Below are 20,100 nucleotides of genomic sequence, written 5' to 3' on the forward strand. Positions count from 1 at the left end.
GCATTCTGCTTCCGTTGCCGCGGGCGTTGAGGTTTCGTTGCCGCGCAGAGTTGGGCACGGCCATGACGGATCTCCGGGTTGTGGTGCGGCAACCGCACCACAACCCGGAGACTGTTACCCGAACTGCTTCGTCAGCTCACGGAGAACTGGCTGAACTTCGCGGTGCCGGGTGCTCCGGTGTGAGCGTTGAAGAACACCCCCGCGTCCTCGGTGCTGTTGGCACCGGTCAGCGTCGCCGTACCCACCGTGGTCCAGCTGGTCCCGTTGGCGGAGTAGGAGCCGGTGACCGAGTCGCCGCTCCTGACCAGGCGGAGCCAGACCGGAGCGACGGCGGCGCTGCCGGTCTTGGTGGTGCCGGCGTCGAGGTAGCCGTCACTGTTGGAGTCCCACGACATCGTGACGCCCTTGCTCGGTGTGGCGGCCAGGACGAGGTATCCGGTGGAGGAGGCAGTGCCGGTGATGTCGTTGCGCAGCATCAGGCCGGCCTTGCCCCAGATATTGGTGTTGTCCTGGCTGTCGACATGAACGGTGACGGTCGACGACGTTCCCGCCACGTCGGACTGGTAGGCCGCGGAGTAGTCGTCGTCGTGTTGCGTGCTCGAGGCCCATGTGTCGATGCCCGCACTGGTCAGGGAGGTCACTCCCTGGCTCTGGCCCACCGCGGCCGGGATGGAGCCGTAGGCCTTGAAGGGGGAGGTGACGATCCGTAGGTTGCTGAAGGCCGCGCTGCCGACGGTGGTGCTGTGGGCGCTGTGGATGACACCGGCGTCCTGAGCGGCGGCCATGGACGGCAGGGTGACCGCCGATCCGACCTGCGTGAAGTTGGATCCGTCGGTGGAATAGAAGGCGGACACCTGGGTGGCCGTGCGGGCGAGCCGTACCCACACCGGCGCCTTGACCGTCGAGGACGTGCACGACATCTGGTCCAGGTAGCCGTCCGCGGTGGAGTCCCACTGGAAGCACACGCCGTGGCTCGGGGTCGCCGTGGCGACCGCGTATCCCGGGGAAGAGCCGTTGCCGGTGAGGCTGTTGCGCAGGACGACACCCGCCTTGGCCCAGCCATTGGTGTTGTCGATGTTGTCGACCCGTGCGGTCACCGAGGTGCCGGCGACAGCGGAGTTCGCCAGGTAGGCGGTGCCGTAGGCGTCGTCGTGCTGTCCGCCCGCGCCCCAGATGTCGGCTCCCGCGTCGGTGACGGTGAAGCGACCGCCGCTCTGGCCGGTCATGGCGGGAGTCGAGGAATAGCCGCTGTAGGGGGCCGTGACAGGGTCCGTGGTCAGGGGCCGGTACTGGGGCTGGATGCCCGCGTTGTCCATGACCGTGCGGGCGCCGGAGGGCCAGTTGCCGTCGGAGACGATCACCGTGCCGCTCACCACATAGCCGCGTTGGCCGTTGAAGACGTTGGTCGAGGACGTGGTCGACCAGTTGTCCTGGAAGGTGAGGGCACCGGTGTTGTTGGTGGATGAGCCGTTCTGCTGGGACCACCGGCCCACGTTGCGGAAGACGTTGTTGGTGTCCGTGAAGTTCCTGGATCCCTCGTCGTGGTAAAAGCCGTAGTAGTTGTTGTTGGTGTGGCAGTAGTTGCGTTCGAAGGTGCTGCCGGGCGACGCAGACAGGGTGTACATGCAGCCGCCGTCGTTCATCTGCTGCATGATGTCGTGCAGGTAGTTGTCGGTGATGTGGTTGTTCGCGGCGGTGGTGGGGGTCGTGTAGACGGGCTGGTAGTCGTACAGACCGCGGTTCACGTAGTCCTGGCTGCCGCCCGGGTCGTTGGTGCCCCAGCCGTAACCGATGGTCAGCCCCGAGTAGGGCAGGTTGTACACCTCGTTGTGCGAGATGGTCGCGCCGTTGACGTAGGTGGCCAGGATGGCCGACATGTCCCGGTAGTCGAGGGCCACGTCGTGAATGACGTTGTTGCTCAGGGTGATGTTCTTGTTGGTCATCCGGCTGTCACTGGGGTGATGCGCGTCCGCCCGGAGCCCGCCGACGACGATGCCTCCGCCGGCGTCCTGGGTGAAGACGTTGCCGGTGGCGGTGACGGTGTCGGCACCGAGGCCGACCCCGCTGGCGTGGGCGTTGGCGTCCTGGCCGATGCCGAGGCCCACCTGCCCGAGCTGGGTGAACCGGTTGCCGGTGAAGGTGATGTGGTCGGCGGCCGACACCTGGACGGCGGCCGGCATCTGGTCCCAGTGGGGGCGGGTCGCCTCGAAGAGCGGACAGCCGCCCTGGCAGGAGGTCAGCGCGTCCGACGGACGGTCCCACGTACCTGTGAGGTACGCGCCGGTCTGCTGGCTGGCGTAGCCGTCACTACTGGGGCCCAGCCAGCTGGTGCCCGAGAACTGGAGCCCCGAGAACGTGATGTGGGTGGCGGGAGAGGCATAGCTTCCCCCGACGTCGATGAGCGATGGCAGCTTCGGCACCTCGACGTCCGCGGTGCTCATGTTCTGTCCCGCGAGCGGCTTGTAGTACAGGGTGCCGGAGCTCGTGTCGAGGTACCACTCGCCGGCCGTGTCGAGGAGTTCGTAGGCGTTCTCGATGTACAGCGATGCCGACCGGAAGGGCTTGGTCAGGGTGTCGTAGCCGAAGGTGTTGTCGTCCCAGGCCGGCTGATCCATGGTGATGGTGCCGTTGCTGATGCCGGATACCGGGGAGTAGCGGTCGGTGAAGGATCCGATGCCGTGGATCTCGGTACGGCCCGGGTTCGCAAGGCTGTTGAGGTAGTTCAGCGCGGTGTTGGTGAAGGTGTAGCCGCTGGTGGTCGCGGTCAGGTCGGCGCGGCTGACCGTGGAACGGGCCCTGGTCGCCAGGACGCCGTCGACGTACAGCTGCCGGGTGTCGAACCCGGTGCCGACGCTGGCCTGCCAGATGTTCTTCGCAGAGTCCTTCAGCGTCCAGCCCGTGGCCCGCTGCGCGCCGGTGATGACCGGACGGGCGCCCAGCGCGGCCTTCCAGATCACTGAGTAACCGCCGGTGCCGGAGTCCGCCGCGGTGAAGGTGAGGGGGGCCGTCAGCCGGTACGTACCGTCGGCGACCTCCACGACGATGTCGCCCGTCATGGAGTTGTTCATGGCCCGGACGTTGGTCTGGGCCTGGGCGAGGGAGCACGGCTGGCTGGTCGAGCAGGCGGTGCCGGTGCCGTTGGGGGACACATGGAGCGTCGCGGAGGTGGCGGCGGACGCGGGCACTGCCTGCGCGACAACAGCACCGGCTGAGGCGGTGAGAAGCGCGAGTGCGGCCAGACATGGTCTGAGCCGGTCACGCACTGCGGGGCGGGAGCGGGTGGGGCGCATCTGAGACCTTCCGATGGTGCAAGAGGGCACGCGCGGGACGTCCTCACTCATGGGGAATACGGCCCTGCGGTGATTGCGGAGGTGATACGGCGACGTAACGTTAGTCGTCATACGTATGCTGTCAATATGTGCCGCAGAAATAGATCTGCACTACAAAGAAACCCGCCCCCGGCCTGACGGCTCGGGGGCGGGTTCCGGCCCGCGCAAGGGTGCGGGATGCGCTCAACCGGTGATATCGGGGTGCGGGATGCGGCGGCGGCTCCAGGCCGCTTCGATATGGGCGGTCATGGCCTGCGCTGCACCCTGGGGGTCGCGGACGAGGAGCCGCTCGACGATCCGGCGGTGCTCGGCGTTCGCCTGCTCGCAGGCGTGGCCGTCGGGAGTGCCGGTGTACAGGAACGTACTGCGGGCCTGGGTGTGGACGGTTCGGATGATGGAACGACCCAGCCTGTTCCTGGACGCCTGCATGATCCGGTCATGGAAGAGCACATCGGTCTCGACGAAGCGGGCGGGAGTGGCGATCTCCTCGTCGAGGCGGTCGAGCAGCCCTTCCACCCCCCGGAGATCGTCATCGGTGCCGAGCTCGGCGGCCTGGGCCGCCATCTGCGCCTCAAGGGCCGAACGCACGCCGACAAGCTGGTCCAGCACGACGAGTTCGTCGTCGTGCTGGACGGTGGCCGCCAGTACGACAGGATCCAGGAGATTCCACTCCTCGGACTGGGTGACCGTGGTGCCGGAACCCTGCCGGGCCCGAACCAGCCCCTTGGCCTCCAGCGACTTGACCGCCTCGCGGATCGTGATGCGGCTGACGCCGAACGTCTCGCACAGTTCGGGTTCGACCGGCAAGGTGGAGCCCGACGGGATGGCACCCGAGACGATGCTGTCGGTAAGGGACTCCACCACCGCATGAGCCAGCCGTGCCGGTCGCTTGGGCCAGGGTTTCAGGGCCGACGGATCCTCGACGCCGCTTCGGCCGCTCTTCGCCATATGGCCCCCTCACCGGTGTGGACGATCGCTGAGTCTACTGCTCCGAACACCTTGACAGCATTCGTATGACGACTTACGTTACACGAAAATTTCGCAGCAACAGCTGCCACTGCAAGGGGTAACGACCGTGCGCATTGCCGACGTGGAGAGCTATCCGGTCCGGGTTCCGGGCGCCAGTCCGCCGTTCGTCTGGCGTGACGGGTTGCTGGGCAGCCCACCGGACGGCGAGGCCGCCGTGTTGCGCATCTGCACCGACGAAGGGGCCGAGGGCATCGCGATGGCCCCCCGCCGGGGCAGCGCCGTCATCCTGGCGGACGTGCTGGACCGCTTCCTGCGTAAGGAACTCGTGGGCCAGGACCCGCTGCAGCGGGAGTGGCTGTGGCACCGCATGTGGGAGCTGGACCGCACCGAGGAGCTGCCCCTCTACCTGCTCGGCCTCGTCGACACCGCACTGTGGGACCTGGCCGGCAGGCTCGCGGACCGGCCCACCTGGCAGATGCTGGGCGGTTTCCGCACCTCGATCCCCGCCTACGCCTCGACCGTCACCTACTCCTCGGTGGAGGAGTACCTGGACATCGCCGACCAGGCCCTGGAGCTCGGATACCCTGCCATCAAGCTCCATGCCTGGGGCGACGCACGTCGCGACGCCCGGCTGTCGGTGGCCCTGCGGGAACACGTGGGGGACGCGATTCCCCTGATGTTCGACGGGTCCGCCGGATTCGACCTCCCCGACGCGATCTACCTCGGGCACGCCTTGTCCGACGCGGATTACCTCTGGTACGAGGAGCCGATCCGGGAGTTCAGCATCTCCGCGTACAAGCGTCTCTCCTGCGCGGTTGCGGTGCCCCTGCTGGTGGCCGAGACCTCCGACGGGGCCCACATGAACTCGGCCGACTTCATCCAGGCCGGTGCCGCCACCTTCGGCGTCCGCGCCTCCACCCAACTGCGCGGCGGCTTCACCGGCGCCATGCGCACCGCCCACCTCGCCGACGCCTACCGGCTGCGCGCAGAGGTGCACGGGCCGGAGATCCCCAACCGACACCTGTGCATGGCCATCTCGAACACCACCTACTACGAGTCCCTGGTCATGGGCAATCCCATCAGCCGCGAGAGCGGCATCGACGCCCAAGGGCTCGTCCACGCCCCCACCGGGCCCGGCGTGGCGCTGCCCGCCGGCCTGGACTACCCTCCCGTCCTTCAGCGGTTTGTCGACAAGGAGACTTTGACGCCGCCGAAGGCCTGATCAGCCCAGTCCACCCCAGTCCACCCCACCCCCACCCTGCTCCCGCGATCGCCCCGTACCCGACCCTCCACGCCTTCGGTACCTGATCCCTCCACACCTCCTCTCTCCGGTGCTTGCGCCGACATCCCGCGGATCTCCGCAGAACGCAGACATGAGGTCAGTCATGAACAGCGACGTTCCCGCCACCTCCCGCCGCCAGGTCAGACGCGTTGCCGGCGCGGCTTTGGGAGCCGTCTCCCTTCTCGCGCTCGCCGCCTGCGGCAACGCGGATCCCGCAGCCGCCGGGGCGTCCACCTCCCCCGCGACCTTCAAGCCTGTGAAGCAGGAGGAAGGCAGCCAGATCACGGTCTGGGCGGACGCCGCCCGAGTCCCCGGTGTGCAGGCCTATCAGAAGGCTCACCCCGACGTGAAGATCAAGATCGTCACGTACAGCGGGGACGCCAACGGCGCCAATGACCTGCAGACAAAGGTCCGACTGTTCGACCGGACCGGCAGCGGCTGGCCGGACGTCGCCTTCAGCGCCAACGTCAACGACGGCAGTTGGACCACTCAGGGCAAAACCCCCTTTGCCGCCCCGGTCGACAGGGGCCTGGTTCCCCAGTCCACCCTGAACGGCTTCGCGGACGGCGCGCTGAACCCCTGCAAGGTCAACGGCGCCACCTACTGCCTGCGCAACGACCTGGCCCAGAACGTGCTCTGGTACAACAAGAAGCTCCTGGACAAGTTCGGCTACTCCGTCCCGACCACCTGGGAGGAGTACGAGGCACTCGGCAAGAAGGTCGCCAAGGAGCACCCCGGATACCTGGTCGGAACCGCCGGGGACGCCTGGAGCCCCGAGGTGTACTTCTGGGCGAGCCAGTGCCCTGCCAGCACAGTGGCTGACGCCAATAAGGTCAAGGTCGACCTGCAGGACGCCAAATGCACCCGGATGGCGAAGCTGCTCGACGGGCTGATCGCCAAGGGCTCGGTGTCCAAGGACACCGTCTTCAGCGCCGGCTTCATCAAGAACCAGGCAAGCAAGGTCCTGATGCTCCCCGGCCCTTCCTGGTACGGCCAGGTGCTCTTCAACTCCACCTTCAAGATCCCCAAGGGGCAGATCGCCGCCGCCTCGCCGCTGAAGTTCGAGGGCGACACCAAGAACTACACCGGCAACGTTGGTGGCGGGCTGTGGTTCGTCTCCTCCCACAGCAAGAACCTCAAGGCGTCCGCCGACCTGGTCACCTGGATGACGACCTCCAACGAGTACCAGGCCACCGCGGGCACCTACCCCGCGTACAAGGAGGCAGCCGTCGCCTGGCTCGCCGGCCAGAAGAAGACCGGCTACTTCGCCCAGGACGTCAGCCCAGTCTTCCAGGAGGCAGCGGAACTCATCTGGCCCGGCTGGTCCGCCACCCAGTACAGCCAGGAAGCGATCTACTCCTCCACCGTGGTCCCGGCCCTGAACTCGGGCAAGACCCTCACCGACACCCTGGGCACCTGGCAGACGGCCATCACCGACAAGGCCAAGTCCCTCGGATACACCGTCAACTAGCGAAGCGGACCGATGACCACCCACCTCGCAACGGAGCGGAGCGGCCGCCGCGGCGGCCGCTCGGCCCGCAACCCGGTCGGACGCGCCGGTTACGTCTTCGTCTCCGGCTATGTCCTGTTCCTGCTCGCCTTCGGCGTCCTGCCCACCGGTTACGCGGTGTGGCTGGCGCTGTCCAACTCCCGCAACCAACTCGTCGGCGTCGGCAACTTCACCCGGACGTTCACCGATTACCGCTTCGGGCCGGCCTTCCTCCACATCGGTCTGTACCTGGTGATCTGGCTGGCCAGTCTGATGATCCTTGTGGTGCTGCTCTCCCTGATGCTGCACGGTCGCATGCGCAGGGCCTCCACCACCCTGAGGTTCCTGTTCTACCTGCCGGGTGCCCTCGCCGGGGTGGCGAGCGTACTGCTCTTCCTGATCCTCCTCGACCCGGCCGCCAGTCCGGTCGGCTGGCTGCTGAAGGGCTTCGGCTGGAACACCCTCGCCCAGGTCAACGCCCCCGGGCACCTGCCGGTGCTGTTCACCGTCATCGCCTTCTGGACCGGGGCGGGCGGCTGGATCGTGGTCATGTACGGCGCGCTCAACAGCATCCCGGACGAGATCCTGGAGGCTGCCCGCATCGACGGCGCCAGCACGCTCCAGATCGCCCTGCGCATCCAGATCCCCATGATCACCAAGTGGATCGCGTACATGCTGATCCTGGCCTTCGCGGCCGGCACCCAGCTCTTCGTCGAGCCGCAACTGGTCTCCCTCGCCAGCTGGGGCATGATCCCCGACAGCTGGTCGCCGAACCAGCTGTCCTACCAGTACGCCTTCCAGGCGGGCGACTTCAACGGCGCGGCGGCGCTCTCCGTCGACCTCCTCGTCCTGGGTCTGGCCTGCGCGGCGCTCGTCGTCTTCCGTACCGGCCTGTTCGACAGGGACGAACGATGACGACGGCTCCCACGACCACAGCCCGCCGAACCCAGCCGCCCCGAACCGCCGGCGCCCGCACCAACCCGAGGAAGCCCATGCAGCGGACGCGCCGCCCACGCTCACTGGCCGCCCGGCTGGCCTGGCTCATCGTCATGACCCTGGCGGTGCTGTTCTTCTGTGTGCCAGTGGTGTGGCTCCTGCTGGCCACGACCAAGACCGACGGCCAGATCGTGCGGGACAACCCGTTCTCCTTCGGCTCCCTCACCGCGATCGCCGACGCCTGGCACCATCTCTACGCCTTCCAGGAAGGCGCCATCCTCACTTGGCTGAAGAATTCGGCGCTCTACACGTTCGGCGCACTGGCCATCACGCTGGTGACATCGATCCCCGCCGGGTACGCGCTGGCTCTCACCCAGTTCATCGGGCGCCGGATGCTGTTGACCATCACCATGCTAGTGATGCTCATGCCGACAGCCGCCATGGTGCTTCCCCTGTACCTGGGGATGAACGCCGTGCACCTGGACGGCACGATCTGGTCGGTGATCCTGCCCTTCTCCTTCTTCCCGTTCGGGGTCTACCTCACCTACATCTACTTCTCCTCCAACGTCCCCGCCGACCTGCTGTCCGCCGCGCGGATCGACGGCTGCTCGGAGTGGCAGGTCTTCCGTCTCGTCGCGATGCCGCTGGCCAAGCCGGTGATCGCCCTGGTCGGGTTCTTCAACTTCGTCGGCAACTGGAACAACTTCTTCCTGCCGTTCGTCATGCTCCCCGACAGCTCCCAATATCCGGCGCAGGTGGGGCTGAACAACCTGCTCGCCGCCTCGCCGCTGTTCAACACCTCCAGCGGCACCGGCAACCAGATCATGCGGCCCGAACTGGCCCTGGCCACCCTGGTCACCATCGTCCCCGTGCTGATCGTCTTCCTCTTCTCCCAGCGCGCCCTCGTGGCCGGCATGCTCGCCGGCGCCACCAAGGAGTGAGGACATGGCAGCTCCCCTCCGTGTCGGCTCTGTGATCCGGCTGCGTCCGGACAAGGCCGAGGAGTACCTCGCACTGCACCGCGCCGTCCCGGCCCCCGTACTCGCGGCACTGCGCAGAGCGCACGTCACGAACTACTCGATCTTCCTGCGGGACGGCACTCTGTTCGCGTACTACGAGTACACGGGCGAGGACTACGCCTCGGACATGGCCGCCATCGCCGCGGACCCCGACACCCAGCGGTGGTGGACCCTCACCGACCCCTGCCAGCTCCCCCTTGACAGTGCCGCCGAAGGCGAACGCTGGGTCGAGGCGGGAGAGGTCTTCCACCTTGACTGAGCGGCACGGCACCGACTCGGGCCGCCGCACGGCCCACCCGACGACCGGCCCGAGCCGACCCACGCGATTCCCGAAAGAGGAACTTTCCCCCATGAAGCTGATGAGGCACGGAGACGCCGGACTCGAGGTCCCCGCAGTCCTGGCCCCCGACGCCGACGGCCCAGAGCGGGTGCTCGACCTGTCGCCGGCGACCCGCGACATCGACCGAGGCTTCTGGGAGGCCGGTGGTCCGCTGCTGGTGCGCGACGCCCTGGACCGAGACCTTCTCCAGGAACTACCGGTGTCCGGTCTGCGCGTCGGGGCCCCGGTGGCCCGCCCGGGGAAGGTGGTGTGCATCGGACTGAACCACCGGGACCACGCCGATGAGACGGGTGCCGCCATCCCGGCGCGGCCGATGGTCTTCACGAAGGACCCCGGTACGGTGGTCGGTCGGTCCCCTCGACACGGTGCCGATTCCCCGCGGTTCGACGAAGACCGACTGGGAGGTCGAACTCGCGGGGTCCTGCGAGGGCTTCAATCCTCTGGGACCGGTGCTGGTGTCGGCGGACGACGTGCAGGACCCGCAGTCCCTGGAACTGCGTCTGCACGTGGACGGGGTACAGCGGCAGAACGGTCACACCAAGCACATGATCTTCGACGAGGCCCACGTGATCTGGTATCTGAGCCAGTACTTGGTCCTGGAGCCCGGCGACCTGATCAACGCCGGGACACCCGCAGGCGTCGCTCTGGGGCTGCCCGATGCCCCGTGTCTGCGCCCGGGCCAGGTCGTCGAGCTGGAGATCGACGGCCTGGGCTGCCGACGGCAGATTTTCACCGCGGCGAGCGAGGCGACGGCATGAGCGAGCTGAAGGGCCTGCGGGCCGTCGCCACCGGCGGTGCTTCGGGTATCGGTGCCGCCACCGCCCGGCTCCTCGCCCACCGCGGGGCCGAGGTCTGCGTCCTGGACGTCGACTCCCGAAGCGTCACGGAACCGCTGCACGGCTGCCAGGCCGGCGTCAGCGACGACGCCTCCGTCCGCGCAACGATCCAGGCCGCGGTCACCGCCATGGGAGGCTTGGACATTCTGGTCAACAACGTCGGCGTGGGCGCGGCCGGCACCGTGGAGGACAACCCCGACGAACTGTGGCACCGCGTGCTGGACGTCAACGTCCTGGGCATCGTCCGCACCACCCGGGCCGCCCTGCCCCATCTGCGCGCCTCCCACCGCGCCGCCGTCGTCGACCTCTGCTCCATCGCGGCCACCGCAGGACTGCCTCATCGCGCCCTGTATTCCGCGAGCAAGGGAGCCGTACTCTCCCTCACCCTGGCCATGGCCGCCGACCGCATCCGCGAAGACATCCGCGTCAACTGCGTCAACCCTGGCACCGCCGAGACCCCCTGGGTGACCCGGCTCCTGGACGCAGCCGACGACTCGGAGGCGGAACGCGCCGCCCTCGACGCACGCCAGCCCCTGGGCCGCCTGGTCACCGCTGACGAGGTGCCAGCGGCCGTGGTCTACCTGGCGAGCCCCGCCGCGGCATCCATCACCGGCATCGCCCTCGCCGTCGACGGTGGCGTACAGGGGCTCCGGCCGCGCCCGGGGGCCGGTACATGAGAACGACCACGCTGGGCACCACCGACGTCAGGGTCACCGAGCTGTCGTTCGGGGCCGCCGGCATCGGCAACCTCTTCCGCCCGGTCTCCGACGAGGCCGCGTCCGCCGCGGTGAAGGCGGCCTGGGACGCGGGCGTACGCACCTTCGATACCGCCCCGCACTACGGACTCGGGTTGTCCGAGCGCCGCCTGGGAGCCGCGCTGCGCGGCCGGGACCGCGACGTGTACACCGTCTCCACCAAGGTCGGGCGGCTGCTCGAACCCGACCCGGAGGGCGGCCGCGGGGACGATCTCGCCCATGGTTTCGCCGTGCCCGACACTCACCGCCGCGTCTGGGACTTCAGCTCCGACGGCGTCCTGCGCTCCCTGGAAGCGAGCCTGGACCGCCTCGGCCTGGACCGTGTGGACATTGCCCTGCTGCACGACCCGGACCACCACGCCGAGCAGGCCCTCACCGAGGCGTACCCGGCGCTGGAACGGCTGCGCGGTGAAGGCGTCGTCAAGGCGATCGGCGTCGGAGTGAACCAGTGCGCGCTCCCCGCCCGCTTCCTGCGCGAGACCGACATCGACGTCGTGCTGCTCGCCGGCCGCTACACGCTCCTGGAGCAGGAGGGACTGGCGGAGGTACTGCCGGAGGCCGCCGCCCGTGGCAGGAGTGTCATCGTCGGCGGGGTGTTCAACTCGGGTCTGCTCACCGCCCCCGCATCCGGGGCCATGTACGACTACGCGCCCGCCCCGCCCCATGTACTGGACCGGGCGCTGCGCATGAAAGCGGTCGCCGACCGCCACGGCGTACCGCTGCGCGCAGCCGCTCTGCGCTTCCCGCTCGGCCATCCGGCGGTCGCGAGCGTGCTGTCCGGCGCGCGCTCCGCCACGGAGGTACAGGACACGATCGACCAGATGCAGCGAACGGTACCAACCGCGCTCTGGGACGAACTACGTGCCGAGGAGCTGCTGCCCCCGCACGTCCCCGTCCCCGCCGCCGCACCGGAGTCGTGAGGGTGACCGCCATGGAGTCGAGCACCGCTCAGGGCGTCATCGACGCACACCACCATGTGTGGGACCTCTCTGTCCGCGACCAGGACTGGATCACCGGACAGGAACTCGCCCTGCTGCGCCGCGGCTTCCTGCTCGCCGATCTGGATTTCGAGGCCCGGGCCGCCGGCGTCACGGCGACCGTCCTGGTCCAGACGATCGACGGGCCGGAGGAGACGCCCGAGCTCCTGGTGTTGGCCCAGCGCAGCGACCTGGTGGCCGGCGTCGTGGGCTGGGCCGACCTGACCTTCCCGGATGTCGTCCGTGCGCTCGCGGCGCTGCGGGAGGGGCCGGGAGGTGAGTACCTGGTGGGCATCCGCCACCAGGTACAAGGCGAATCCGATCCTCGCTGGCTGATGCGGCCGGACGTGCTGCGGGGGCTCGCCGCGGTGGCCGAGGCGGGGCTCGTGTACGACCTGGTCGTGAGGCCCCACCAGCTCGCGGCCGCGTATGAGACCGCCTGCCTGCTTCCCGACCTCACGTTCTTACTCGATCACGCGGGCGAGCCCCCTATCGCCTCGGGCGAGCTGCGGCCGTGGGCGGGCGCGGTGCGCCTGCTGGCCGGACTGCCCAACACCGTCTGCAAGCTCTCCGGCCTGGTGACCGAGGCGGACTGGGACCGGTGGAGCGTCGAGGACCTCCGGCCGTACGCGGACACAGTGCTGGATGCCTTCGGCCCGCGGCGGCAGATGTCCGGCTCCGACTGGCCCGTCTGTCGACTGGCCGCCACCTACTGGCGATCCTCGGTATCCGCCGCCATCCACTGAGGTGGCGGCGCACTCCGGCGCCGGCCACAATCGGCGCGATGCCCACCCGGTCGGCTCAGAGCTCCCAGACCACGGGCAGGGGGGGGCGTCGGCGCCGTCGGCGGAGTAGTCGTGGGCCACCTCCAGCAGGCTTGCCATCCGGTTCTGCCACGCGGCGTTGACGGGCAGCCGACCCAACTCGGCGATCATCGCCGCGTAGTCCTCGTCCTCGATGACGTGGAAGAGGTCGGTGCCGCTGCGCCAGATGGTCCACCGAGTGACCCCGGCGGCCCGGATTGCCGCGGTCAGCTCCTCGGGGACCTCGCGGTAGGCGGTCTCATACTCCTCGATGCGGTCGGCGGGGACCTTGGTGTGCAGGGCGATTCTCATGGTCACGGCTGCTCAGGGTTCGATGATCAGGATGTCCAGGGTGCGCGGCCCGTGTACGCCCTCGACCCGTTCCAGCTCGATGTCGCTGGTGGCGGACGGGCCGGAGACGAAGGTCAGCGGGTGGCGCGGACGGAGGCGTTCGAGCGCCTCGGGTACGTTGCCGCTGATGTCGGCCGCCCGTACCACGCACAGGTGGTAGTCGGGCAGCAGGGTCAGGGCGCGACGGCCCTGGCCGGGGCCCGCGTCCAGGACGAGCGTGCCGGTGACGGCGATCGCCAGGGCGCAGGTGGTCAGCACCGCGTCGGCCGCGTCCAGCTCCCGTACGGTCAGCGGTGGGCTGTCGGACAGCAGTCGCCACGGACCGTCGGGGAGCAGGTCGGCGGGGAAGCCCGCGGGGACGACGAGGTTGCGGACGCCGCGCAGATGGAGGGCCGTGGCTATCGCCGACCGGGCCTTGTCGGGGAGCACCCGGGTGACCTCGGCGCGGTAGTCCGCCGCGCGTTCGGCGAAGAGCCCCACAGTGTCGGAGCCGGCGTGGCTGCGGCGATAGGCGCGCGGGACGGCCGGTGCATCCCCTTCACGGCGGCCACGGTGTCGGGCGACAGCCGCCGCTCGTGGACCTGGCCCTGGCGGGCGGCCCTCTTCGCCAGCCTCGGCGACGAACAGCGCGCCCACCGGGCTCCGTGCCCGCCGCGGTTACCGGGTCGACTGCGAGTGGCGGGACGGGAAGGTCACGACGTACAAGATCGTGGCCGACCGGGCACGCGGCACGGGGAGCGTCACCGTGCGGGCGAACGGCGCCGACTCGAAGATCGCGCCGGCCGTGCCCTGACGGCGACAACTGCTCACCGTCGCACCGTGTCAGGGCGGCGGGACCGCCCCCTGGCACGGTTCGCGGGTGCTTCGCGATGCCGGTGACGTTCTCGTTCAGGACCTGGTGGCCGGATACAGCAGCGGTAGCCGAAGTGGGCGACATCTCCCATGATCATGCCTGTGGCGACCTCGTGGCGCTCCCCGCGCAGCGCCTCCCTGAGGCCGCCGTAGAGCGGCGGACATGACCCGCACCGAGGCCGTCACCTCAAGCCTCAACGGCTCCATGCCGACAAGACACCCCATGCAGCTATCGGGTCAAGCAGCCGCGGCGAGTGGTGATGGTTTCGGCGGGGCGAATGCGATCGCTTCGTTGAACTTCTGTCGGGTGGTCAGGCAGTGGTGGAGCTGGCCGAGCATGCGGTTGAAGAGGTTTCGGAGAGCTGCGTTGTAGCGATCGCCGGTCGCTCTTCGATGGTTGTAGTGGGGCGCTTCCGGCGTAAGCCTTCAGATCGCCGGGCGGTGTCGAACCGTGTGCGGTCGTCGCCGATTTAGGCGAGTAGCCGGGCGCCGGTCAGCTCTGCGAGACCCGGGAAGCTCGTGATGATCTCCGCGTCGGGGTGCTGTAGGAAGAGCTCCTGACGCTGGTGTCCGGTCCATCGGCGACCAGTGACATCGAGCTCGACCGCGTCGAGGGTGTGCACGGCCTGCGGACGCTGGACATCATCGTCGTCACGGCCGGGTAGCGGGCCTCCTGATCGCCTGCCACGTCCTTCGTCCTGTGGCCGGTGGGGTGCTGCCGATGGTGCCGGTGCCATAGCCGACCTGGCACCAGCTCCGAGCTTCGCATGTGCCCGGCTGTCGCTGGGGCGGGCGCCGGGAGCCGCCCGTTCCCGTGGTCCCGGAACGGGCGGCTTAGGTGCAGCCGGCGGAGCGTCGACGTGTCATTTTGTGGTCCGGCGTCGAACGGGTATCGCTCGACCACCAGGTTCTCGGGATTTCGACGCCGGAGGCCTGGGCGACCTTGAACCGGCCGGGGATGCCGTTCCGCCGCCCTGGAGAAGGGTTAACGTTGCGGGTCCGACTGAGTATGTGGGGGAGGAACCCGGATGAGCGAGAGCAGTGGTCCGCGAAACCGTGCCCGGCAGGGATCGCGCGCACCCTTGTCGCGCGAGGAGGTGGTGGACGCTGCTGTGCGGTATGCGGACGAACATGGGCTGGAAGCGCTGACCATGCGGGCGCTGGCGAAGGAGATGGGGGTCTATCCGACGGCGCTGTACTGGCACATCGGCTCCAAGCCACAGTTGGTGGCGGCGGCGTCGGCGCGGGTCCTGGACGACATCGTTCTGCCGTCTATGCACGGGGTGAACTGGGATGTCTGGCTGGGGGAGGTGGCCCGACTGTGCCGGGCCGCCATGCATCGGCATCCGAATCTGGTTCCGATCATGGGGTCGCAGCTTGCGGTGTCGACGACGGCGGTCCCGTTCGTGGAGCGGATACTCGGTGTGCTGGAGGGAGCAGGATTCATCGGGAACGACCTGGTCGACGTCTACAACACGGTGATCGGGTTCGTGCTGGGCTGGGTGACTCTGGAACTGTCCGCGCCCCCCTCGGACGCCGAGGCCGGCTGGCAGAAGGGCTTCGCGGCAGAGCTGCGTGGGATCGATCCGAATACGTTCCCGGTGCTCACCCGAAACCTGCCGCTGCTGGAGAACAACGCGTTCCTTGCCAGGTGGGAGTCGGGACGGGACAGGCCCATGGACCGTAGCTTCGATGTGGCGCTGGATGTGCTGGTCAGAGGGCTGCACTCCAAGATCATCTGACGTCCTGAGGGGCGGTTGGCCGCCCCCGGGCCTTCGCCTGGGGAAACAGAAGGTTTACCCATACCCCTTGCTCTTGTCCCACGTACAAGACATCCTGGACGACGTACAAGCGATTCCGTCGCTTTGTCGGCCTTTCGGCCTGTACATACGCACCGCCGCTTGCGAGCCCGCCTGGCACGCTTGCGCGAACTCCAGGAGTCACCGGTCATGGACCATGCGCTGTCCGCATCTCGCGTCGCGATGCAGCCCGACGGCAGTCGGCTGATCAAGTTCTTCTTCGGCGAAGAGTTGCCGTTCGTCAGTCACGGGCGCGGGGTGTTCGTCTACGACGCGGACGGGCGCCGTTACCTTGACGGCTGCTCAGGAGCGGTGACGGCGAATCTCGGACACGCGGACCCGGAGATCCTGCAGGTCATGGCCGAGCAGGCTGAGCGGATCACCTTCGCGCACCGCGGAACGTTCCACAGCGAGCAGTCGGAGAAGCTTGCTGAGCGGCTGGGCACGATGACCGGCTACCCGTACGTCTTCTTGTGCAACAGCGGTTCCGAGGCGGTGGAAACGGCGCTGCGGCTGACCCTGCAGTACTGGCGGGAGCGGGGCGAGCCGGACCGGGCGCGGTTCCTCTCCCATGCGGTGAGCTACCACGGTGCCACGCTGGGCGGTCTGTCCCTGTCGGGGCATCCTCAGCGCCGCTGGGTCGCCGAGGCGCTGCTGCACGGGTTCAACGAGCTGATTCCCCCCTACGCCTACCGGTTCGCCGAAGGCCGAGACGATGCGGCGTTCACTGCCTTCCTCACCAAGAGGGCCGCCGAGGCGCTGGACTCTCACGGCTCGGGTGCGGCCGGCGTGGTGGTCGAGCCGGTCGGCGGCGCGGCGGGCGGCGCCATCACGCCGCCCCACGGCTACCTGCCTGCTCTTGCTGAGCTGTGCCGGGAGAGGGGCCTGCCGCTGATCGCAGACGAGGTCATGACGGGCCTGGGCCGCACCGGCACCATGCTGGCCTCGCAGCACTGGGACGTACGCCCGGACCTGGTGGTACTCGGCAAGGGGATGGGTGCCGGATACACGCCCGTGTCCGCCGTGTTGGTCAGTGAGCACGTCGTCGATGCCATCGCCGCCGGAACCGCGTCGGTCACCAATGGGCACACCTACGGCGGAAACCCGCTCGGCAGCGCCGTCGCCCTGGCCGTGCTGGAGGCCGTGGAGTCCCGGGATCTGGTGGCGAACGCTGAGGCGCGGGGCAAGCAGCTACGGGCGGGTCTGGAGGCGCTGGCCGCACGACATGAGGTCATCGGCGAGGTCCGCGGCCTTGGTCTGCTTCAGGGACTGGAACTCGTCAGCGACCCAGTGACCCGAAGCCCCGGCGTCCCCGTCGGCTCCCTCACCCGGTCAGCCGTCCTGGCCGCCCGCGAGAGGGGGCTGCTGGTCTACCCGGCAACCGGCGGCATCAACGACGCGATCCTCGTTGCTCCTCCGCTCACGGTCACCGCCGAGGAGACCGATCTCCTGCTCGAACTCCTCGACGACGCCCTGAGCGCGATGGGGCAGTACACAAGAGCCAGGGCATGAACGCGCTGCCCGCCAGCCGCCAGGACCAGGAGCGGAGCGCGGCCGTGCCGGAGACTCTGCTTCACGAGTACCGCGCCCGCACTCCGCGATCGGCAGCCGCCTTCCAGCGGGCTGCCGCGGTGCTGCCCGGTGGAGAGACCCGGCTCATCACGTACTACCCGCCCTACCCGGTCATTCTCGCCGAGGGCCACGGTTCGCGGCTGTACGACGTCGACGGCATCGAGTACCTGGACCTGGTCAACAACTACACCTCGCTCGTCCACGGCAACGCATACGAGCCCGCCATGCAGGCAGCCGCGGCAGTCCTGTCCTCGGGGCCGGTCTTTCCCAGCCCGCACGAACTGCAGTGGCACCTTGCCGAGTTGCTCGTCTCCCGCATCCCGTCCGTGCAGCGGGTGCGGTTCACGAATTCGGGGACCGAGGCGTCGGTGCTCGCCGCGCGCCTCGCCCGGCGAGCCACCCGCCGGGCGCGACTGCTGCTGTTCGACGGCGCCTACCACGGCAGCGCACCCCCGCTGCTGGCCGGTGATCCCGACGTGGTGACCGTCCCCTACAACGATCTCGACGCCACAGCAAAGGCGCTCACCGCCGACATCGCCGCGGTGTTCGCCGAGCCGTTCCTCGGTGCCGCGGGAGTGATCCCTGCGCAGCCGGGGTTCCTGTCAGCCGTGGCCGACCTGGCGCGCGAGCGCGGGGCGCTGTTCGTGCTGGACGAGGTGCAGTCGCTGCGCAACGCCGTGGGCGGCGAGCAGGGCCGGCTCGGTCTGCGCCCGGACCTGACCGTCATGGGCAAGGTCATCGGCGGCGGCATGCCGATCGGCGCGATCGGCGGCAGTGAGGAGCTGATGCGGCTGACCGCGGCGACCACCGAAGGGAACCTGGCGCACTCCGGCACCTTCAACGGTCACCTCACCGCCGCGGCCGCCGGTGCCGTCACCCTGCGCCACCTCGACGCCGGGGCGATCGACCGCCTTGACCGGGCCGCCTGCCGTCTCGCCGATGCCATCACCACGGCAGCGGCCGAAGCGGGAATCGCGGCCTCGGTGACGCGCGAGGGATCCATCCTCAACCTGCACCTGGCTGCTACCGCACCCCTCGACGCTGAACAGGCCCGAGCGGCGGCCACGCCTGCGCTCGCGGCGCTGCACGTGGCGCTACTCCTCGACGGGGTCTACACGACCCCTCGCGGAATGATCAACCTGTCGACCGCGCTGGACGCGGACGACCTCGAACGTGCCGCACAGGCGTATGCCCACGCCTTCCAGCGGCTCGCAGACGCGGACATTCCCACCCTGTCCCGGTGATCTCCGCGCCTTTCCCAATCCGGCGACCTCCTGGAGGCCCCAGATGATCAACAACTCTACACCCCCGTCCCCGCGGGCCCTCAAGCCCGTCCTGTCCACCCGGCAACTCAGCATGATCGCCATCGGCGGCGTCATCGGCGCCGGCCTGTTCGTCGGCAGCGGCACCGCGATCTCCGCGGCGGGCCCCGCCGTGCTGCTGGCGTACATCGGCGTTGGCGCCGTCGTCTTCCTGATCATGCGAATGCTCGCTGAACTGGCTGTGGCCTCGCCCGACTCGGGCTCCTTCGCCACCTACGCCACCCGCGCCTTCGGCCCCTGGGCGGGCGTCACCGTGAGTTCCCTGTACACCTATTCATGGGTGGTCGTGATCGGCTTCGAGGCCACGGCCGGCGCGGCCGTCGTGCACGGGTTCTTCCCCGCGGTGGCACCGTGGGCGGCGGCTTTGGTCTTCATGCTGGTGTTCACGCTGACCAACCTGGTCTCGGCTCGAGCCTTCGGCCAGTTCGAGTTCTGGTTCGCGCTGATCAAGGTCGTCGCGATCTGCGCGTTCCTGGTAATCGGCGCGCTGGCCATCACCGGTGCGCTGCCCGGCACCCATGCGCCGGGGCTGTCCAACCTCACTGGGCACGGCTTCGCCCCGCACGGCTGGCAGCCGGTCTGGCTCGCCTGTCTGGTGGTCTTCTTCTCCTTCTTCGGTGCCGAGAGCGTGACCATCGCCGCAGGCGAGGCCAAACAGCCCGCCGCCGCGGTCCGCCGTGCGATGCGCTCGGTCATCGTCCGGATCATGATCTTCTACGTCGGGTCGGTGGCTGTCGTCGTCACCCTCATTCCTTACGACGCCAAGGACATCGCGGCCGGCCCCTACGGTGCCGTACTCGCGCGGCTCGGTGTCCCGCACGCGACAGCGATCGTCGACGTCATCGTCCTGACAGCGGTGCTGTCGCTGCTCAACTCCGGTATGTACTCCTCCTCCCGCATGATGTTCGCTGCCGCTCAGCGTGCTGAACTGCCTGCCGCTCTGGGACGCGTGACCGCGCGCGGCGTTCCCGCCAACGCCGTCCTCGCAGCGAGCTCCGGCGGTTTCCTCACCGTGGTGGCCAACTACTTCTTCCCCACCGACTCCGTCTTCCTGTTCCTCCTGCAGTCCTCTGGGACCATCGGCGTCGCCGTCTACCTCTTCATCGCAGCCACCCAGATCCAGACCCGCCGCCGCATGGGCGCGGCCGAGGTCGAAAGACTCACCGTGCGCATGTGGGGCTTCCCCTACCTTCCCGCACTGGTGGTGCTGATCCTGGTCGGCATCGTGACCGGACTCGCCTTCGACTCAGGCAGCCAGAGATCACTACTGCTCAGCGGACTGGCCACTGCCGTGGCCCTGATCGCCGGAGTGATCAAGCAACTCCGATCCGCATCGGCGGCGGGGCAGCGTCCTGAGACGGGCACCCTGCCCACAGCGCCCGAGTCGCCGCATCCGCAGGCCCCTGCGGGTGCCTGATCTCGTGGTTGGTCAGGCCGTGAACGGCCTGACCAACCACATCCGCGAAGGA

Annotated in this window: 15 protein-coding genes and 5 pseudogenes; 15 read left to right on the forward strand and 5 right to left on the reverse strand. The window is 68.7% G+C overall.

The features are described 5' to 3' along the window. Positions 1-131: 131 nt before the first annotated feature. Together ABZ855_RS12570 and ABZ855_RS12575 are read right to left on the reverse strand one after the other, a co-directional pair. The gene (locus ABZ855_RS12570) at positions 132-3,290 is read right to left on the reverse strand and encodes a DUF1349 domain-containing protein (protein WP_360805254.1); all 3,159 of its coding nucleotides are present in this window, start codon (positions 3,288-3,290) and stop codon (positions 132-134) included. A 222-nt stretch (positions 3,291-3,512) separates the two neighbouring features. Next, entirely contained in the window at positions 3,513-4,277 is a 765-nt protein-coding gene (locus ABZ855_RS12575) for a FadR/GntR family transcriptional regulator (RefSeq protein WP_360805257.1), read from the reverse strand. Positions 4,278-4,404: 127 nt separating this feature from the next. On the opposite strand from ABZ855_RS12575, the gene ABZ855_RS12580 reads away from it, so the two are divergent. The 9 genes and pseudogenes from ABZ855_RS12580 (at position 4,405) to ABZ855_RS12620 (ending at position 12,678) form a co-directional block, all read left to right on the forward strand. Next, on the forward strand, positions 4,405-5,520 hold the full coding sequence (locus ABZ855_RS12580) for an enolase C-terminal domain-like protein (RefSeq protein WP_360805260.1): 1,116 nt from the start codon (positions 4,405-4,407) through the stop codon (positions 5,518-5,520). A gap of 163 nt (positions 5,521-5,683) precedes the next feature. Then, positions 5,684-7,051: an extracellular solute-binding protein gene (locus tag ABZ855_RS12585; protein WP_360805263.1), complete on the forward strand. Its 1,368-nt coding sequence runs from the start codon at positions 5,684-5,686 to the stop codon at positions 7,049-7,051. Between the two features lie 12 nt (positions 7,052-7,063). Further along, positions 7,064-7,984: a sugar ABC transporter permease gene (locus tag ABZ855_RS12590; RefSeq protein ID WP_360805266.1), complete on the forward strand. Its 921-nt coding sequence runs from the start codon at positions 7,064-7,066 to the stop codon at positions 7,982-7,984. Positions 7,985-8,061: 77 nt separating this feature from the next. After that, a complete protein-coding gene (locus tag ABZ855_RS12595) occupies positions 8,062-8,946 on the forward strand; it encodes a carbohydrate ABC transporter permease (protein ID WP_360805549.1) in 885 nt (294 codons plus the stop codon). 4 nt (positions 8,947-8,950) lie between these two features. After that, entirely contained in the window at positions 8,951-9,283 is a 333-nt protein-coding gene (locus ABZ855_RS12600; RefSeq protein ID WP_360805269.1) for an L-rhamnose mutarotase, read from the forward strand. Between the two features lie 91 nt (positions 9,284-9,374). Continuing rightward, a pseudogene (locus ABZ855_RS12605) lies at positions 9,375-10,122 on the forward strand (fumarylacetoacetate hydrolase family protein). Next, positions 10,119-10,877 (forward strand): SDR family oxidoreductase, encoded by a 759-nt coding sequence (locus tag ABZ855_RS12610; RefSeq protein ID WP_360805272.1) that lies wholly within the window; start codon positions 10,119-10,121, stop codon positions 10,875-10,877. Before ABZ855_RS12605 ends, ABZ855_RS12610 begins: the two are co-directional and overlap by 4 nt. Further along, positions 10,874-11,875 (forward strand): aldo/keto reductase, encoded by a 1,002-nt coding sequence (locus tag ABZ855_RS12615; RefSeq protein WP_360805275.1) that lies wholly within the window; start codon positions 10,874-10,876, stop codon positions 11,873-11,875. Before ABZ855_RS12610 ends, ABZ855_RS12615 begins: the two co-directional genes overlap by 4 nt. Positions 11,876-11,886: 11 nt before the next feature. Continuing rightward, positions 11,887-12,678, forward strand: coding sequence for an amidohydrolase family protein (locus tag ABZ855_RS12620; RefSeq protein WP_360805278.1), 792 nt, complete (start codon positions 11,887-11,889; stop codon positions 12,676-12,678). Between the two features lie 55 nt (positions 12,679-12,733). On the opposite strand, the pseudogene ABZ855_RS12625 reads toward ABZ855_RS12620, so the two are convergent. Together ABZ855_RS12625 and ABZ855_RS12630 are read right to left on the reverse strand one after the other, a co-directional pair. Next, positions 12,734-13,047, reverse strand: a pseudogene (locus ABZ855_RS12625) (L-rhamnose mutarotase). A gap of 12 nt (positions 13,048-13,059) precedes the next feature. Then, positions 13,060-13,566, reverse strand: a complete 507-nt coding sequence (locus ABZ855_RS12630; RefSeq protein WP_360805281.1) for an LUD domain-containing protein — start codon at positions 13,564-13,566, stop codon at positions 13,060-13,062. 181 nt (positions 13,567-13,747) lie between these two features. Here ABZ855_RS12630 and ABZ855_RS12635 point away from each other — a divergent pair. Further along, positions 13,748-13,879: pseudogene (locus ABZ855_RS12635) on the forward strand (hypothetical protein); the annotation flags it as partial. Between the two features lie 296 nt (positions 13,880-14,175). Here ABZ855_RS12635 and ABZ855_RS12640 read toward each other — a convergent pair. After that, positions 14,176-14,495, reverse strand: a pseudogene (locus ABZ855_RS12640) (transposase); the annotation flags it as partial. Here ABZ855_RS12640 and ABZ855_RS12645 point away from each other — a divergent pair. The 5 genes and pseudogenes from ABZ855_RS12645 to ABZ855_RS12665 all read left to right on the forward strand — a co-directional run. Further along, positions 14,496-14,603 (forward strand): annotated as a pseudogene (locus tag ABZ855_RS12645) (lactate utilization protein C); the annotation flags it as partial. Between the two features lie 363 nt (positions 14,604-14,966). Beyond that, positions 14,967-15,680 carry a TetR/AcrR family transcriptional regulator C-terminal domain-containing protein gene (locus tag ABZ855_RS12650; RefSeq protein WP_360805284.1) on the forward strand — a complete coding sequence of 238 codons (714 nt, stop codon included), beginning with the start codon at positions 14,967-14,969 and terminating at the stop codon, positions 15,678-15,680. Positions 15,681-15,887: 207 nt separating this feature from the next. Further along, on the forward strand, positions 15,888-17,249 hold the full coding sequence (locus ABZ855_RS12655) for an aminotransferase class III-fold pyridoxal phosphate-dependent enzyme (RefSeq protein WP_360805287.1): 1,362 nt from the start codon (positions 15,888-15,890) through the stop codon (positions 17,247-17,249). Continuing rightward, positions 17,246-18,553, forward strand: coding sequence for an aminotransferase class III-fold pyridoxal phosphate-dependent enzyme (locus ABZ855_RS12660; protein ID WP_360805289.1), 1,308 nt, complete (start codon positions 17,246-17,248; stop codon positions 18,551-18,553). Before ABZ855_RS12655 ends, ABZ855_RS12660 begins: the two co-directional genes overlap by 4 nt. Before the next feature lie 43 nt (positions 18,554-18,596). Beyond that, positions 18,597-20,048 carry an amino acid permease gene (locus tag ABZ855_RS12665; RefSeq protein ID WP_360805292.1) on the forward strand — a complete coding sequence of 484 codons (1,452 nt, stop codon included), beginning with the start codon at positions 18,597-18,599 and terminating at the stop codon, positions 20,046-20,048. Positions 20,049-20,100: the final 52 nt, after the last annotated feature.

The organism is Streptomyces sp. NPDC047042 (assembly GCF_040644035.1).
In the GTDB taxonomy this organism is placed as follows: domain Bacteria; phylum Actinomycetota; class Actinomycetes; order Streptomycetales; family Streptomycetaceae; genus Streptomyces.